This window comes from Micromonospora sp. CPCC 205546, from assembly GCF_036902715.1.
Lineage (GTDB): Bacteria > Actinomycetota > Actinomycetes > Mycobacteriales > Micromonosporaceae > Micromonospora.
Window position 1 is genome coordinate 14,783 of record NZ_JBAKHL010000053.1, and the last position, 16,191, is coordinate 30,973.

Annotated in this window: 17 protein-coding genes and 1 riboswitch; of the genes, 5 read left to right on the forward strand and 12 right to left on the reverse strand. The window is 73.9% G+C overall.

Annotated features, from left to right (window positions below):
- The first annotated feature begins 141 nt into the window (after positions 1 to 141).
- Positions 142 to 247: riboswitch (TPP riboswitch) on the forward strand.
- Positions 248 to 319: 72 nt separating this feature from the next.
- The 3 genes from V6U77_RS22345 (at position 320) to V6U77_RS22355 (ending at position 3,290) form a co-directional block, all read left to right on the forward strand.
- The gene (locus tag V6U77_RS22345) at positions 320 to 913 is read left to right on the forward strand and encodes an ECF transporter S component (RefSeq protein ID WP_334608530.1); all 594 of its coding nucleotides are present in this window, start codon (positions 320 to 322) and stop codon (positions 911 to 913) included.
- Between the two features lie 126 nt (positions 914 to 1,039).
- Positions 1,040 to 2,455 (forward strand): ABC transporter ATP-binding protein, encoded by a 1,416-nt coding sequence (locus V6U77_RS22350; RefSeq protein ID WP_334608532.1) that lies wholly within the window; start codon positions 1,040 to 1,042, stop codon positions 2,453 to 2,455.
- A gap of 34 nt (positions 2,456 to 2,489) precedes the next feature.
- On the forward strand, positions 2,490 to 3,290 hold the full coding sequence (locus V6U77_RS22355) for an energy-coupling factor transporter transmembrane component T family protein (protein WP_334608533.1): 801 nt from the start codon (positions 2,490 to 2,492) through the stop codon (positions 3,288 to 3,290).
- 348 nt (positions 3,291 to 3,638) lie between these two features.
- On the opposite strand, the gene V6U77_RS22360 is transcribed toward V6U77_RS22355, so the two are convergent.
- Positions 3,639 to 3,875 (reverse strand): hypothetical protein, encoded by a 237-nt coding sequence (locus V6U77_RS22360; protein ID WP_334608535.1) that lies wholly within the window; start codon positions 3,873 to 3,875, stop codon positions 3,639 to 3,641.
- Positions 3,876 to 4,255: 380 nt separating this feature from the next.
- On the opposite strand from V6U77_RS22360, the gene gndA reads away from it, so the two are divergent.
- A complete protein-coding gene (gene gndA / locus V6U77_RS22365; protein ID WP_334608537.1) occupies positions 4,256 to 5,698 on the forward strand; it encodes an NADP-dependent phosphogluconate dehydrogenase in 1,443 nt (480 codons plus the stop codon).
- A 143-nt stretch (positions 5,699 to 5,841) separates the two neighbouring features.
- Here the strand turns inward: gndA and V6U77_RS22370 are convergent, their stop codons facing one another.
- The 3 genes from V6U77_RS22370 to recO all read right to left on the reverse strand — a co-directional run bounded on the left by V6U77_RS22370 (position 5,842) and on the right by recO (position 7,746).
- The gene (locus V6U77_RS22370; RefSeq protein WP_311413809.1) at positions 5,842 to 6,027 is read right to left on the reverse strand and encodes a hypothetical protein; all 186 of its coding nucleotides are present in this window, start codon (positions 6,025 to 6,027) and stop codon (positions 5,842 to 5,844) included.
- A 64-nt stretch (positions 6,028 to 6,091) separates the two neighbouring features.
- The gene (locus V6U77_RS22375; RefSeq protein WP_250102091.1) at positions 6,092 to 6,871 is read right to left on the reverse strand and encodes an isoprenyl transferase; all 780 of its coding nucleotides are present in this window, start codon (positions 6,869 to 6,871) and stop codon (positions 6,092 to 6,094) included.
- 32 nt (positions 6,872 to 6,903) lie between these two features.
- Positions 6,904 to 7,746 (reverse strand): DNA repair protein RecO, encoded by an 843-nt coding sequence (gene recO / locus V6U77_RS22380; RefSeq protein ID WP_334608541.1) that lies wholly within the window; start codon positions 7,744 to 7,746, stop codon positions 6,904 to 6,906.
- Between the two features lie 100 nt (positions 7,747 to 7,846).
- Here recO and V6U77_RS22385 point away from each other — a divergent pair, with 100 nt between their 5' ends.
- The gene (locus V6U77_RS22385) at positions 7,847 to 8,677 is read left to right on the forward strand and encodes a DUF4097 family beta strand repeat-containing protein (RefSeq protein WP_334608543.1); all 831 of its coding nucleotides are present in this window, start codon (positions 7,847 to 7,849) and stop codon (positions 8,675 to 8,677) included.
- Here V6U77_RS22385 and V6U77_RS22390 read toward each other — a convergent pair.
- The 8 genes from V6U77_RS22390 to V6U77_RS22425 form a co-directional block, all read right to left on the reverse strand.
- Positions 8,664 to 9,833, reverse strand: a complete 1,170-nt coding sequence (locus V6U77_RS22390) for an acyltransferase family protein (protein ID WP_334608544.1) — start codon at positions 9,831 to 9,833, stop codon at positions 8,664 to 8,666. The two genes, V6U77_RS22385 and V6U77_RS22390, sit on opposite strands and share 14 nt — an antisense overlap.
- A gap of 162 nt (positions 9,834 to 9,995) precedes the next feature.
- Complete coding sequence (gene era, locus V6U77_RS22395) at positions 9,996 to 10,892, reverse strand: GTPase Era (RefSeq protein ID WP_334608545.1); 897 nt, start codon at positions 10,890 to 10,892, stop codon at positions 9,996 to 9,998.
- Positions 10,889 to 11,275 (reverse strand): cytidine deaminase, encoded by a 387-nt coding sequence (locus V6U77_RS22400; protein ID WP_334608546.1) that lies wholly within the window; start codon positions 11,273 to 11,275, stop codon positions 10,889 to 10,891. Before V6U77_RS22400 ends, era begins: the two co-directional genes overlap by 4 nt.
- Entirely contained in the window at positions 11,268 to 12,680 is a 1,413-nt protein-coding gene (locus tag V6U77_RS22405; protein ID WP_334608576.1) for a hemolysin family protein, read from the reverse strand. The genes V6U77_RS22400 and V6U77_RS22405 overlap by 8 nt, the downstream gene beginning before the upstream one ends.
- Positions 12,656 to 13,129, reverse strand: a complete 474-nt coding sequence (ybeY, locus tag V6U77_RS22410; RefSeq protein WP_334608547.1) for an rRNA maturation RNase YbeY — start codon at positions 13,127 to 13,129, stop codon at positions 12,656 to 12,658. Before ybeY ends, V6U77_RS22405 begins: the two co-directional genes overlap by 25 nt.
- Positions 13,130 to 13,144: 15 nt before the next feature.
- A complete protein-coding gene (locus V6U77_RS22415; protein ID WP_334608549.1) occupies positions 13,145 to 14,200 on the reverse strand; it encodes a PhoH family protein in 1,056 nt (351 codons plus the stop codon).
- A 210-nt stretch (positions 14,201 to 14,410) separates the two neighbouring features.
- Positions 14,411 to 15,787 carry a serine hydrolase domain-containing protein gene (locus V6U77_RS22420; protein ID WP_334608550.1) on the reverse strand — a complete coding sequence of 459 codons (1,377 nt, stop codon included), beginning with the start codon at positions 15,785 to 15,787 and terminating at the stop codon, positions 14,411 to 14,413.
- Entirely contained in the window at positions 15,784 to 16,143 is a 360-nt protein-coding gene (locus tag V6U77_RS22425) for a histidine triad nucleotide-binding protein (RefSeq protein WP_088998892.1), read from the reverse strand. The genes V6U77_RS22420 and V6U77_RS22425 overlap by 4 nt, the downstream gene beginning before the upstream one ends.
- Positions 16,144 to 16,191 lie beyond the last annotated feature (48 nt).

Genomic DNA, 16,191 nt, shown 5'->3' on the forward strand with positions numbered 1-16,191 from the left:
TCCGTGTCCCTCTGCCGGATTCCCAGTGGCCGCCCGAGGGTACCGGGCCGGGATCGGGGCGTCGATCGAACGCGGGGGTGAGCTGCGCAAAGATCACTTTGCCCGATGATCTTCAAAGGTGTTAGCGTCGGGCCACAACTTCACATCCGACAGGGGAGCGCACAGCGCTGAGAGTGCGGGCACCGCCCGCAGACCCTCGAACCTGATCTGGGTAATGCCAGCGCAGGGAGTTCGGTCGACCTCCAGCCGCGTCGACGTCCGGCACATCCGGGCGCGGCGTGCGTCTTCTCCTGGTTCTCGTTCGGGACTGGGAGCAATCATGCGAGACAACAACACCGCCACCCGGTGGCGTACGGTCGACGTCGTCGTCGCCGCGGTGATCGCGGTGGCCTTCGGCGTCATCTTCTGGGCGTGGGGCCTGCTGTGGCGGGCCGTCGACCCGGCGTTCGCGTTCTTCCCCGCCGGCCAGGCGATCATGTACGGCGTGTGGCTGGTCCCGGCCGTCCTCGGCGGCCTGGTGATCCGCAAGCCCGGGGCGGCCCTCTTCTGCGAGGCGGTGGCGGCGACGGTCTCCGCGCTGCTCGGCTCGGAGTGGGGCGGCGTCACCATCGTGCAGGGCCTGATCCAGGGGCTCGGCGCCGAACTGGCCTTCGCCGCGTTCCGGTACCGCTCCTTCCGGCTGCCCACCGCGCTGATCGCCGGCGCGCTGACCGGCCTCGGCGCGGCGCTGTTCGACTTCTTCGTCTGGAACAGCGAGTACGCGCTGGGCAGCTACCGGATCCCCTACGCCCTGCTCACCGTCGTCAGCGCCACCGTGGTCGCCGGCGCCGGCGGCTGGGCCCTGACCCGTGCCCTGGCCACCACGGGCGCCCTGGACCGCTTCCCCGCCGCCCGCGACCGCACCCCCGTCTGACCCCCGCTCCCCCACCCCACCACCGAGATCGAGGTTGATCATGAGGTTGACGGCGATGTCGATCTCCGTGGCTGCCGCCAACCTCATGATCGACGCTCGCGGGCGGGCCGGGAGGGAGGGGTTGCGGTGGGGGCGGTGACGCTGCGGGGGTTCGGGTGGCGGCACGCCGGGCGGCGGGCGTGGGCCGTACGCGGGGTCGACCTGCGCGTCGACGACGGCGAGCGGGTGCTGCTGCTGGGGCCCTCCGGGGCCGGCAAGAGCACGCTGCTGGCCGCGCTGGCCGGCCTGCTGCCCGAGGACTCGGGCGATCAGGAGGGCACCGTCGAGATCGACGGGCTCGACCCCCGCAAGGGCCGGGAGCGGGTGGGCATCGTCTTCCAGGACCCGCAGACCCAGCTGGTGATGGCCCGCAGCGGCGACGACGTGGCGTTCGGGCTGGAGAACCGCGGCACTCCCGCCGGGGAGATCTGGCCCCGCGTCGACGAGGCGCTGATGCGGGTCGGCTTCCCGTACCCCCGGGACCGCCCCACCGCCGCCCTCTCCGGCGGGGAACAACAGCGGCTCGCCCTGGCCGGGGTGCTGGCCCTGCGCCCCGGGTTGCTGCTGCTCGACGAGCCCACCGCCAACCTCGACCCGACCGGCGCGGCACTGATCCGGACGGCCGTGGCCGGCGCGCTGGACGCCGACACCACGCTGGTCCTGGTGGAGCACCGGGTCGCCGAGGCGCTGCCCCTGGTCGACCGGGTGGTCGTGCTCGAAGCCGGCGGCGGCGTCCGTGCCGACGGCACGCCCGAGGCCGTCTTCGGCACGCACGGCGACGCGCTCGCCGACGAGGGCGTCTGGGTGCCCGGCCGGACCGTACCGCCCCGCCACGCGACCACGCCGCCCGGTGACGTGCTGCTCACCGCCGACCGGCTCGGCCTGCCGCCCCGGCTGGCCCCCGTCGACCTGGCCGTACGCGCCGGCGAGGCGCTGGCCGTCCTCGGGCCCAACGGGGCCGGCAAGTCGACCCTCGCCCTGCTGCTCGGTGGTCTGCTCAGGCCCGGGGCCGGCCGGGTCACGGCGACGCCGGAACTGGCCGGCGGCGACTCGCGTACTCCCCCGCACCGCTGGCGCGCTCCGGCGCTGGCCCGCCGGATCGGCTCGGTCTTCCAGGACCCGGAGCACCAGTTCGTCACGAACACCGTCTTCGACGAGCTGGCCCTCGGCCCGCGCCGCACCGGCCAGCCCGAGGCGGCGGTACGGTCCACCGTCGACGACCTGCTGTCCCGGCTGCGGTTGACGAAGCTCGCGGCAGCCAACCCGTACACCCTCTCCGGCGGGGAGGCGCGGCGGCTGAGCGTGGCGACCGCCCTGGCCACCGCGCCCCGACTGCTCGTCTGCGACGAACCGACCTTCGGCCAGGACCGGCGCACCTGGCTCGAGCTGGTGGACCTCTTCGCCGAGCTGCGCGACGCGGGGCACGGCCTGGTCGCCGTCACCCACGACCCGGAGTTCGTCGCCGCCCTGGCAGATCGTCGCGTCACCCTGGAGCGCCCGTGACCAGCCCGGACCGCGACACCGCCCGGTGGTGGGCGTGATCAGCTTCGAGGCCGTCGCCGCGCCGGAGGCGCCGCTGGCCCGGCGCAACCCGGTGGCGAAGCTCGTCGCGGCGTTGGTGTTCTCGTTCATTCTCATCGCCACCCTGGACCCGGTGGCCCCGGCCATCGCGATCGCCGTCGAACTCGCCGTGCTGCCGCTGTTCGGGGTACGCCCGCAGGTGTTGGCGCGGCGGGCCTGGCCGCTGCTCGTCGGCGCGGTCGGCGTGGTGGTGACGCTGGTGCTGTTCGCGGCCGAGCGCTCCGGCCGAATGCTGGTCGAGGCCGGCCCCGTGGTGGTCACGTCCGGGGTGCTGCTCACCGCGCTCGGCCTGGTGCTGCGCATGTTCGCGGTGGCGCTGCCCGGCGTGATCGTCTTCGCCACCACCGACCCGACCGACCTGGCGGACGCGCTCATCCAGAACGCGAAGGCGCCGGCCCGCTTCGCGATCGGGGCGCTGGCCGCGTTCCGGCTCGTGCCACTGCTCGGACAGGAGTGGCAGATGATCTCCATGGCCCGCCGCGCGCGGGGGGTCGAGGCGGGTCGCAACCCGCTGGCCAAGCTGCGGCTGTTCGTGTCGACGGCCTTCGCGCTGCTGGTCGGGGCGATCCGCCGGGGCACCCGGCTGGCCGTGGCGATGGACGCCCGGGGCTTCGACGCCGGGGTCCCGCGCACCGTCGCCCGGCGACAGCGCTTCGTCGCGGCCGACACTCTGCTGATCGTCGGCGCGGCGGTCCTCGCCGGGGCGGCGCTGACCGTCAGCGTGCTGCTCGGCACCTTCCGCCCGTTGATCGGCTGAGCCGCCCCTGACGTCGCAGGGCCCGAGGTGCCACGCCCGCCGCTCCGCCCGAGTTGACGGCCGGGCGACTGCGGTCTGCCTGCCTCGTAAGCCGTGACCGGCTGCGCCGGAGCTCGACGACGGCCCGGTCGGCGGCGGCGTCCCCGGCCGGGCGCACCGGTGTGGTCCGCTCGCCCGATACCACACAGGTATTTTTATGCCGCGCAGGTATCACCGTTCCGGCGGCGTTGTTCGTCGGCTTCACGCGCCTCCCAGGTCTTCCGCCCTGCCCGAACACCGCCGGAACGCCCTACGGCGGACGGGCCGGGTGGAGCCACTGGTCACGGCGGCTCCACCCGGCCGGCACCGTCAGCTGCGCCGGAAGGCGTACCGGCGGGCCTGCCCGGCCTTCTGGCCGCGCAGCGTGCCGGCACGGCCGGCGCCGGAGACCGGCGGACCTGCCTTCGGCGCGGCCGGCCGGGCGTCCGGCAGCGCCGGCACGATCGGCGCGACCGCCACCTCGTCGAGGTTGACGGGCGTCAGGTCCACGGCGGACGGCGTGGGAACGGTGGTACGGGACTTCTTCGGGTTGCGACTGGCGGGCATCCGGTGCCTCCTCGGTCTGCGGGCTCCTGCGCGCCGGAACGACGTCCGGTCAACGGGGCCCGCCTCGTTCGGTGACCGTCGCGCGACGGTCGGGCGGGATCGGGACTGCTGCCCGGGATCGACCACCAGGAACACCACCGCCTCGGCGGCAGGTGCGGAATGCGGACGCCCGGGAGCACGCGGACCCACGGCAGCAGCGGCGGGTCGGCTCGGAGGTGGGGCGTCAGTTGCGCATGCCCACACGCTAGCCGCTCGGCCGGTCGCGCGCAGCCGAATTACCGGCACGATCGGCGGTGGCGGAACGGCCGACCCGCCTCCGGACGGTCGCGCCCGGCGATACGGTCGCAGCGGCGGGGTGTTCGACGGCGGAGGGCGGGCGGATGACCGGGCGGGCGACGGCGCGGATCGGCGTGACGGGGCTGGCGGTGATGGGCCGGAACCTGGCCCGCAACCTGGCCCGCAACGGCTTCGCGGTGGCGGTGCACAACCGCTCGCCGGAGCGCACCCGCAGCCTGGTGGCGGAGCACGGGGACGAGGGGACGTTCCTGCCCGCCGAGTCGATGGCCGACTTCGTCGCGTCGCTGGAGCGGCCCCGGGCGGTCATCGTGATGGTCAAGGCGGGCGGGCCCACCGACGCCGTGCTCGACGAGCTGGTCGCGCTGCTCGACGCCGGCGACATCGTCGTGGACTGCGGCAACGCGCACTTCGCCGACACCCGCCGCCGCGAGGAGGCGCTGCGGGCGCACGGCCTGCACTTCGTCGGCACCGGCGTCTCCGGCGGCGAGGAGGGCGCCCTGCGCGGCCCGAGCATCATGCCGGGCGGATCCGCGGAGTCGTACCGCACGCTCGGGCCGATCTTCGAGCGGATCGCCGCCCAGGTGGACGGGGTGCCGTGCTGCCGGCACATCGGGCCGGACGGCGCCGGGCACTTCGTCAAGATGGTGCACAACGGCATCGAGTACGCCGACATGCAGCTCATCGCCGAGGCGTACGACCTGCTGCGGGCCGGCCTGGGCGCGCAGCCGGCGCAGATCGCGGAGATCTTCCGGGGCTGGAACGCCGGGGAGCTGGAGTCCTTCCTGATCGAGATCACCGCCGACGTGCTCGCGCACACCGACGCCGCCACCGGGCGGCCGTTCGTGGACGTCGTGCTGGACCGCGCCGAGCAGAAGGGCACCGGCCGCTGGACGGTGCAGAGCGCGCTCGACCTGGGCATCCCCATCACCGGCATCGCCGAGGCGACCTTCGCCCGGTCGCTGTCCGGGCACGCCGACCAGCGCGAGGCGGCCCGCCGGGCGTTCCCGGACGCGGGCACCACCTGGCGGGTCGAGGACCCCGACGCCTTCGTCGAGGACGTCCGCCGCGCGCTGCTCGCCTCGAAGATCGTGGCGTACGCGCAGGGTTTCGACCACATCCGCGCCGGCTCCCAGGAGTACGACTGGGGCATCGACCTCGGTGGCACAGCGACGATCTGGCGGGGCGGCTGCATCATCCGGGCCCGCTTCCTCGACCGCATCCGCCAGGCGTACGACGAGCGGCCGGACCTGCCGACGCTGCTGGTGGCGCCGTGGTTCGCGGACACCGTGAACGACGGCGTGCCGAGCTGGCGGCGGGTGGTGGCCGAGGCCGCCCGGGCCGGGGCGCCCGTCCCCGCGTTCGCCTCGTCGCTGGCGTACTTCGACGCGCTGCGCGCCCAGCGGCTGCCGGCCGCCCTGATCCAGGCGCTGCGGGACAACTTCGGGGCGCACACCTACCAGCGCGTGGACCGCGAGGGCACCTTCCACACCCGCTGGCCCACCGACCGCACCGAGATCGAGGCCTGACCCCGCAGACCCCCGACCCACGAGCCGATCATGCACTTTCGGTGGGCGAAACGCCCCGGTGCGGGGCTTTCGCGGGGCACCACGACTGCATGATCGGGCGAGCGGGTCGGAGGTTCGCGGGTCAGGCCTCGATGGGCGGGTGGTCAGAAGAAGCGGCGGCGCTTGGCCTTCTGCGGGCGGAGCATGTCGGCGCCCTTGGTGAGCAGGCGGCTCACCCCGGTCGGGCCGCGGCGGGCCTCCAGGGTGTGGCTGAGCCGGCGCGCGCCCGCCGCCGCCAACGGCACGGCGACGGCCATCATCGCCCACTGGGCAATACGCTTCTGGATCATGTGGGTTCACCTCCGTCGGTGGCTGCTGAGAACCGTGGTACCCCGTACGACCGGGCGGTAAGCCTCAGGCGGGCGGCGGGGCGACCGGGTTGGGCAGCGCGCCGCCGAAGCGCCGGTCCCGCTGCGCGTAGAGCTCGCAGGCGTACCAGAGGTGGCGGCGGTCGAAGTCGGGCCAGAGCGTGTCCAGGAAGATCAGCTCGGCGTACGCGGTCTGCCAGAGCAGGAAGTTCGAGATCCGCTCCTCGCCGGAGGGCCGCAGGAACAGGTCCACCTCGGGGATCTCCGGGTGGTAGAGGTACTTCGCGACGGTCTTCTCGTTGACCTTCTCCGGGTCCAGCCGGCCCGCCGCCACGTCGCGGGCGATCGCGGCGGCGGCGTCGGCGATCTCGGCCTGACCGCCGTAGTTGACGCAGAACTGGAGGGTCAGCGTCGAGTTGCCCCGGGACATCTCCTCGGCCGTCTGCAACTCGGAGATGACGCTCTTCCAGAGCCGGCCGGCGCGACCGGACCAGACCACCCGCACCCCCAGGTCGACCAGCTGGTCGCGGCGGCGGCGGATCACGTCGCGGTTGAAGCCCATCAGGAACCGGACCTCGTCCGGCGAGCGCCGCCAGTTCTCGGTGGAGAAGGCGTACGCCGACAGGTAGGGGATGCCCAGCTCGATGGCCCCCTCGACCGTGTCGAAGAGGGAGAACTCGCCCGCCTCGTGGCCCTTGGTGCGGGGCAGTCCGCGCTCCTTGGCCCACCGGCCGTTGCCGTCCATCACCACGGCGACGTGCTTCGGCACCGCGTCGGCGGGCAGCGCCGGCGGTCGGGCGCCCGACGGGTGCGGTGTCGGCGGCACCGGCTCACGACGCCCGGCCCTCAACGATCGGATCACTCGGTCTTCCCCCTGTTCACGCCGTCCGCACCGGAGCCGACGCCGGGCGGCGGCGGGACCGGGCCGGCCGCCGGGGCGCCCCGGTCGACCAGCGGCAGCGAGCGTAGCGCGCGCTCCAGGTGCCACTGCAGGTGCGCCGCGACCAGGCCGCTGCACTCCCGGCGTACGCCGCTCTCGGCGGCGTCGGCGACCCGCCAGTCACCGGTGGTGAGCGCGGACATCAGGTCGACGGTGGCCGGGGCGGGATGGGCCGCGCCGGGCGGCCGGCAGTCCGGGCAGACCGCTCCCCCGGCCGGTACGGAGAACGCCCGGTGCCGCCCGGGGGTGCCGCAGACGGCGCAGGCGGTCAGCGCCGGCGCCCACCCTGCCAGCGTCATGCCGCGCAACAGGTAGGCGTCGAGCACCAGGGTGGTGGCGTGGCTGCCCTCGGCCAGCGCCCGCAGCGCGCCCAGGGTGAGCTGGAACAGCCGCAGCGACGGCTCCCGCTCGACGGGGGTGAGCCGCTCGGCGGTCTCGGCGATCGCGCTGGCGGCCGTGTAGCGGGAGTAGTCGCCGAGGAACCGCTTGCCGTAGAGGTCGATCCCCTCGACCTGGCTGACCGTGTGCAGCGAGCTGCCCAGGTTGCCCTTCGGGTCGCCGGCGAGCTGGAGGTCGACGTGCCCGAACGGCTCCAGCCGGGCGCCGAACTTGCTGGTGGTGCGGCGGATGCCCCGGGCCACCGCGCGCAGCCGGCCGTGCCGGCGGGTGAGCAGGGTGATGATCCGGTCGGACTCGCCGAGCTTCTGCACGCGCAGGACCACCGCGTCGTCGCGGTAGAGCTGTCGGCGGTACCCGGCCATCGGACCATTCTCTCTCGGGGTGCGGAATCAGGGTCAGCTCGGGGTGTCCGCGCGCGGAACCCCGATGCGCGGGGCACGCCCCGCCTCGTAGCGTGCTCGCATGGCTCTGCACCGCACCGTCGCCGCGCTCGCTGCGGCCACCACCCTCATCGTCTCGGCCGGGTGCGACAACCTGTCCTTCCGCCGGCTCGACTACGACAACACCGAGGCGGTGCGGATCAGCAGCATCCGGGTGCTGCCGGGGGCCGGCGACGTGACCGTGCGCGCCATCGGCGCGCAGGACGAGGTGCGGATCAAGCGGGTGGTGCGCTACCAGGGGGGCCAGCCCGGCACGACGTACGAGGTCAAGGGCACCGAGCTGGTGCTCGACACCGACTGCGGCTCCCGCTGCAGCGTCTCCTACGAGGTCACCGCCCCGGACGGGGTGAGCGTGAAGGGCGAGACCGGCTCCGGTGACGTCGACCTGAGCAGGGTGGGCCCGGTCGAGATGCGGCTCGGCTCCGGCAACATCCGGGTGACCGCCTCCAGCGGCCCGGTACGCGCGCAGACCGGCTCGGGCAACATCCAGGTGTCCGGCGCCGGCGGGCCCGTACGCGCGGAGACCGGCTCCGGCAACGTCGAGGTCGACGAGGTCGCGGCCGCGGTCACGCTGCGCACCTCCTCGGGCGACATCACGGGCCACCGCCTCGACGGCGGGGTGGACGCCGAGGCCGGCTCCGGGGACATCACCGTCGACCTCACGACGCCCGCCTCGGCCCGCGTGCACTCCTCCAGCGGGAGCGTGGAGCTGGTCGTACCGGCGGGCCGGTACCGGGTCCGCTCCAGCACCGACAGCGGCGACGCCGAACTCGGCGTCACCGACGACCCGTCGGCCACGCTGGTGCTCGACCTCTCCACCGGCAGCGGCAACGTGACGCTCACCCAGCGCTGATCTCGACGGTCTCCGGCTCCCGTGCGGCCCGGGGCGCCGGCACCGACGCCCGCCCGGTGGCCGGGCCGTCGACCGTCCCGGCGGCGACCGGGTGACCGGTGGCCGGTGCGCCCGCCCTGCCGTGGGCGCCGGCACGGACGGCGGCCGGGGCGGGCCGGGCACGGCCGGGCACCAGCTCCAGCGGCCGGCGGGCCGCCACGTCCTCCACCCAGCCGACCAGGGCGGTCACCGCCGCGACCAGCGCGAACACCAGCACCACCCGGATCGCCAGGCCGAGCGGGTCCTGATGCGACCAGCCCACGACGTCGACCAGCGGGGTGAGCGCCACCACGAACGGCATGTGCCACAGGTAGACGGTGAGCGCCCGCCGGTTGAACACGGTCACCACGCGGCCGAAGGCGGCGCTGCGGTCCACCCAGGACGTGCTCGCCGGCCCCCGACCGAGCAGCACGAGGACGAAGGCGGCCGACCAGAGGGCGTTGCCGAGAGGGTTGTCGTTCAGGTCGTACCCGCGCGGCCCGGGGTGGGTCACGACCCAGGCGGCACCGACGGCGGCGAGGGTCAGCACGACCGGCACCAGCACCCGGTTGGTCAGGCGACGCAGCATGCCGGCCTGGTGGGCGAAGCCGAGCAGCCAGGCTCCGAAGTAGAGCCCGAACTGGTGCAGCGCCACCGGCAGCGCCGGGAGCAGGCCCAGTTCCGCCGCCGCGAGCAGGGCGTACGGGGCGACCAGGGTGGGCACCGGGGCGCGCCGGAACAGCCAGAGGGCCACCGGCGAGGCGAGCACGAACCAGAGGTAGTCGCGCAGGTACCAGATCACGCTGAGCGCGATCGCGCCCCAGCCGTTGGCCGGCGGGTCGGCGATGGGGAAGAGCCACAGCAGCACCTTCGGGCTGAGCGGCAACCCGGTGAGCAGCATGGCGGGCACGAAGACGGCGGCGAGGACCCAGAGCGACGGCAGCAGGCGCCGCAACCGGCGGACGACCGCCCCCGGCCCCCAGCGGTGCAGGGACGCCGCCATGAGCGAACCGGCGAGCGCGAACATCACCGACATCGCCGGGAAGACGAGGGTCAGCGTGGCCCAGCCGGTGACGTGGTAGACGACGACTCGAACGATGGCCAGGAAACGGAGCAGGTCCAGGTATCGGTTTCGCATCAGCCTGCATCTATGTCCGGGGGTACGGGGGCTGTCCTCCCCCTACCCTCCGCGCCGAGCACGCCAAACAGAAGAGACCCCACCAGAACGTGACATCTTCCATACGCACGGCCGGGAACGATCACGCGCCGGGCGGCCGGGGCACGCGCCCCGGCCCCGGCGTCAGAAGCCCAGCTTGCGCAGCTGCTTCGGATCCCGCTGCCAGTCCTTCGCCACCCGCACGTGCAGGTCGAGGTAGACCCGGGTGCCGAGCAGCTCCTCGATCTGCCGGCGGGCGGTGGTGCCGACGTGCTTGAGCCGGCTCGCCCGATGGCCGATCACGATCGCCTTCTGGCTGGGCCGCTCGACGTAGAGATCGGCGTAGATCTTCATCAGCCGGCCCTCGGGGACCATCTCCTCGACGACCACCGCGATGGAGTGCGGCAGCTCGTCGCGGACGCCCTCCAGGGCGGCCTCCCGGATCAGCTCGGCGACCAGCACCTGCTCCGGGTCGTCGGTGAGCATGTCGTCCGGGTAGAGCTGCGGTGACTCGGGCAGGTAGCCGGTCATCACGTCGACCAGGACGTCGACCTGGTGCCCGGAGACGGCGCTGACCGGCACCACCTCGGCGAACTCGCCCAGCTCGCTGACGGCGAGCAGCTGCTCGGCCAGCCGCTTGCGGTCCACCAGGTCGGTCTTCGTGACCACCGCCAGCACGGTGGCCTTCAGCTCGGCCAGCTCGCCGGTGATGAACCGGTCGCCCCGCCCGATCGGCTCGTCCGCCGGGATGCAGAGGCCGATCACGTCGACCTCGCTCCAGGTCTGCCGGACCAGGTCGTTGAGGCGCTCGCCGAGCAGCGTACGGGGGCGGTGCAGGCCCGGGGTGTCGACCAGCACGAGCTGGGACTCCGGACGGTGCAGGACGGCCCGGATGATGTGCCTGGTCGTCTGCGGCTTGTTCGAGGTGATGGCGATCTTCTGCCCGACGATCGCGTTGGTCAGCGTCGACTTGCCGGCGTTCGGCCGGCCGACGAAACAGGCGAATCCGGCCCGGTAGGGGCGCGGCTGGAGATCGCTCACTCGACCACCGTGCCCAGGACGGTCCCGTCCGGGGCGGCCACGTGGATCGGCGCGTCAGCGGCGAGGTCGCGTACCGCCGCGTGCCCGGCGCCGTCCAGCGTCGACGCCTCGGTGACCACCACGGCGGCCTCCAGCCGGGTCGCGCCGGCCGCCACCGCCGAGGCCACCGCGAGCTGGAGCGCGGTGATCGTCAACGAGGGCAACGAGACGCTTGCCGCGGCGTACGTCCGGCCGTCCTGGTCGCGGACCGCCGCGCCCTCCACGGCGCCCACCCGGCCACGCGCCCCCCGCGCCAGCACGACCAGCTTGCCGTCCTCGGCGCTCAACTCGACCGGGTCGGACGGGGTGGGCCGGGCGGCCGGTACGGCGGGTGACTCAGGCATCGGCGGGTTGCCTCTCCTCGGATCGGTTCGTGTCGTCCCGGGACTCGGCGTGCTCGCCACGGCCCGGGCCGTTCTGCGTGTCGGTCGACTCCGCCCGGCTCACCAGCACGGTGTCGATCCGGTTGCGTCGGCCGGTGGTGCCCTCGGCGATCAGGCGGAGCCCGGCGACCTCGGCCTGCGCCCCGGGGATCGGGACCCGGCCCAGGGACTGCGCGAGCAGGCCGCCGACGGTCTCCACCTCGTCGGTGGGGAGGTCGGTGTCGAACAGCTCGCCCAGGTCCTCCACCGGGAGCCGCGCGGTGACCCGCACCGCCCCGTCGTCGAGGTGCTCGACCGGCGGACGCTCGACATCGTACTCGTCGGTGATCTCTCCGACGATCTCCTCCAGGATGTCCTCGATGGTGACCAGCCCGCCGGTGCCGCCGTATTCGTCGACGACGATGACCAGGTGGTTGCGGGCGGCCTGCATCTCCGAGAGCAGGTCGTCGACCGGCTTGGACTCCGGCACGAAGGTGGCGGGGCGCATCAGCTCGGCGACCGGGAGCTGGTGGACCTCCGCGGCGCCGCCCTGGGTCCGCCGGATCAGGTCCTTGAGGTAGAGCACGCCCAGCACGTCGTCGACGCTCTCGCCGATCACCGGGATCCGGGAGAAGCCGGAGCGCAGGAAGAGCGCCAACGCCTGGGAGAGCGTCTTGCGCTCCTCGATCCACACCATCTCGGTACGCGGCACCATCACCTCCCGGGCGATGGTGTCGCCGAGCGCGAAGACCGAGTGGATCATCTGCCGCTCGCCGTGCTCCACGACACCGCGCTGCTCGGCCAGGTCGACCAGCTCACGCAGCTCCACCTGGGTGGCGAACGGCCCCTCCCGGAAGCCCCGACCCGGCGTGACCGCGTTGCCGATCAGGATCAGCAGCGAGGCGAGCGGGTTGAGCGCCCGCCCCAGCCAGCGGACCAGCGGGGCGACGGAGCGACCGACCACGTACGCGTGCTGCCGGCCGATGGTGCGGGGGCCGACGCCGACCACCACGAAGCTGATCACGGTCATCGCGCCGGCGGTCACCAGCGCCGCGCGCCAGCCCGCGCCGAAGGTGTCCACCGCCACCAGCGCCACCAGGGTGGTGGCGGTCAGCTCGGCGAGCAGCCGCAGCAGCAGGAGCAGGTTGAGGTGGCGGACCACGTCCCCGGCGACGGCCTGGAGGGTCCGCGCGCCGCGCGCGCCGTCGCGGGCCAGCTCGGCGGCGCGGGCGGGCGAGACGGCGGCGAGCGCCGCCTCGGTCATGGCGATCAGACCGGCCAGCACCACCAGGCCGGCCGCGGAGACCAGCAGTTGCAGGTCGGGCAGGCCGGCGGCGCCGGCCGCCAGTGTCGGGGTGGTCATCACCGGGACCGGGTCGACCGCCAGCTCGCCAGCAGCCGCGCCTGCAGGCCGAACATCTCCCGTTCCTCCTCCGGCTCGGCGTGGTCGTAGCCGAGCAGGTGCAGCACGCCGTGCACGGTGAGCAGGTGCAGCTCGTCGGCGGGGGCGTGACCGGCGGTGGCCGCCTGCTTGGCCGCCACCTCGGGGCAGAGCACGATGTCGCCGAGCAGCGCCGGCTCGCCACCGGCGGCGGACGTCTCGCCGGGCCCGTGGTCGACGCTGCCCTCGTCCATGGGGAAGGCGAGCACGTCGGTCGGGCCGTCGCCGCCCATCCACCGGTGGTTGAGCTCGGTCATGTAGTCGATGTCGACCAGCAGCACGGACAGCTCGGCGAGGGGGTTGACCCCCATCTCGTCGAGGGCGTGCCGGGCCACGGCGAGCACGGCGTCGGTGTCGACGTCGACACCCGACTCGTTGGCGATCTCGATGGACAACAGTCTTCCCTCGCTCTAGCGGCGCCGGCCGGCCCGGCCGCCCTGGGCGGACCGCCCCGGCACGGCGTGCACGCCCTGCGCCTGCTGGTTCTCCCGCTCGTCCCAGCGGGCGTACGCGTCGACGATCTCCCCGACCAGCCGGTGGCGGACCACGTCGGAGCTGGAGAGCTCGGCGAAGTGCACGTCCTCGACGTTCTCCAGGATCTCCCGGACCACCCGCAGGCCGCTGGTCGTGCCGCCGGGGAGGTCCACCTGGGTGACGTCACCGGTGACGACGATCTTGGAATTGAAGCCGAGCCGGGTGAGGAACATCTTCATCTGCTCGGGCGTGGTGTTCTGTGCCTCGTCGAGGATGATGAAGGCGTCGTTCAACGTACGCCCCCGCATGTACGCCAGCGGCGCGACCTCGATCGTGCCCGCCGCCATCAGCTTGGGGATGGACTCCGGGTCGAGCATGTCGTGCAGCGCGTCGTAGAGCGGGCGCAGGTAGGGGTCGATCTTCTCGTTGAGCGTGCCGGGCAGGAAGCCCAGCCGCTCCCCCGCCTCGACCGCCGGCCGGGTCAGGATGATCCGGTTGACCTGCTTGGCCTGCAACGCCTGGACGGCCTTCGCCATCGCCAGGTAGGTCTTGCCGGTGCCGGCGGGGCCGATGCCGAAGACGATGGTGTGCGCGTCGATCGCGTCGACGTAGCGCTTCTGCCCCAGCGTCTTGGGACGGATGGTGCGCCCGCGCCGGGAGAGGATGTTGAGCGTCAGGACCTCGGCGGGCCGCTCGGCGCCGCCCTGCTCGAGCATGCCGACGGTACGCCGGACGGCGTCAGTGGTCAGGGTCTCGCCTTTCTCGATGAGCTCGAGCAGCTCGCTGAAGATCCGCTCGGCGAGGGCGTTGTCGGCGGGGGCGCCGGTGATGGTGATCTCGTTGCCCCGGACGTGCACGTCGCTGTCCACGGAGCGCTCGACCAGTCGCAGGATCTCGTCGCCCGCGCCGAGCAGGTTGACCATGATCTTGGAATCCGGGACGGTGATCCTGGTCTGCACCCGGGGCGGGCCGGGAGGTGGGGTGCCGGTCATAGGTCGGGCCGAGGGGCCCTGCGCCACCTGCTCTCGATCTCGGCGCCGGGCCTGCTGGCGCGGCGCGCTGACGTTACTGCCATCTTATCTTCCCAACAGCGGTGACACCCTGCCCATTTCCGCGCGCAGGGCACGGGCGGACCGGTCACCTCGTCCCCGGCAGGGGCGGACCGGACGGGGCGGGTTCTCGGCCCCGACCGGTCGCGCCCGTCAGGAACCGGCTCGGAAGTCGTAGCGCTCGAAGGTCTCCTGGTGCCGGGTGAACCGGTAGGTCGCCCAGTGCATCAGGACCACCGTGCCGTGCTCGTCCCGGGTCAGCCGCAGCAACTCCCCCGCCTCCCGGCCGGAGACCGTGCGGAACACGTCCGGCCGGTCCGGCAGCGGGACGAAGACCGACGGCGGTTTGCCCGCCGGATCGGCGGCGCCCCGGGCCCGCAGCTCCCCGTCGTGCCAGGAGAAGACGTGCTCGAAACCCTCCCCCCACCAGCGACCGAGCAGCCCGCGTACGCCCTCCGGTGCGGGCGGGCCCGGCCGCCACGGCGTGATGTCGGCCGGGTCGTGCTCGACCGCGGCGGCCAGCAGCCGGTGCGGCAGGTCGAGGAGATCGCCGGCGGTGCCGGAGGAGCCGAGCACCGCGACCCCCATCGCGCCGGGGGTGCCCTCCCCGCCCCGCCGGCCGTAGACGCCGGCCAGGAATCCAGGCATCGCGCCGTCGTGCCCGACGTGCATGATCCGCTCGCCCTGCGGCACGAGGATCAGCCCCAGCCCGAAGCCCCCGGCCCAGAGCGTCTCGTCGGTGACCGTCACCGGCCAGCGCATCTCGTCCAGCGTGGCCGGGGCGAGCACGGCGCCGGCCGGGTCCAGCGCCGCCGGGTCGGCGAGGAAGGCCGCCCAGCGGGCCATGTCGGAGGCGGTGCTCCACAGCTGCGCCGCCGGACCGACCGCCCCGAAGTCCGTGGGCGGCTCGGGGTGCGCCTCGTCGGAGTACGCGTCGACCAGGAACCCCGTCGCGGCGTGCGGCCCGGGCGTCACCGAGGTCCCGGCCAGCCCCAGCGGGGTCAGCACCCGCTCGCCCAGCACCTCCGCCCAGGTGCCGCCCCGCAGGTGGCCGACGAGCCGGCCGAGCAGCGCCATGCCCAGGTTCGAGTAGTGGTAGCGGCGGCCCGGCGGCAGCACCCGCTCGGCCCGGGCCAGGTCGGCGACCAGCCCGTCGACGTCCGGCGCGCGCAGGGTGTCCCAGACGTCGCCGTACGGCTCGCGTTGCAGGCCGGCGGTGTGCGACAGCAGCCGGCGCACCGTCAGCTCGCCGTGCGCCGGCAGGTCCAGGTGCCGGCCCAGCGGGTCGTCGAGGTCGAGCAGGCCGTCGTCGCGGCACTGGAGCGTCAGCACGGCGGTGAACGTCTTCGTGACCGACCCGATCCGGAACCGGGTGCCCGGTCCCAGCTCGGTGTCGTTGCCGGTGCCGCCGACGGCGCACGTCCAGAGCGGGCGGTCGGCCCGGTGCAGGGCCGCCGACACCGCCGGCACCCGGGCCTGCGCCTGGACCGTCCGCACCAGCCGCGACAGGCGGTCGTCGACCGCCGTCACGCGAGGTTCCGGGCCAGCATGGGGCCCAGCGGCGCCCCGCCGAGCACGTGCGCGTGCACGTGGAAGACCTCCTGGCCCCCGTACGCGCCGGTGTTGAACATCAGCCGGAAGCCGTCGCCGAGCAGCCCCTCGTCCTCGGCCACCGCGGCGGCCGTGGCGAGCACCTCCCCGGCCAGCGCCGGGTCACCCTGGGCGAGCGTCGCCACGTCGGCGTAGTGCTCCTTCGGGATGACCAGCACGTGCACCGGGGCCTTCGGGTCGATGTCGCGGAAGGCGAGGGTGGTGGCGGTTTCCCGGACGATCGTGGCCGGGATCTCCCCGGCGACGATCCGGCAGAACAGGCAGTCGGTTCCCATCGGGGCAGTGTAAGGAAGGGCGCCGGATCGACGCCCGCGGTGACGCGA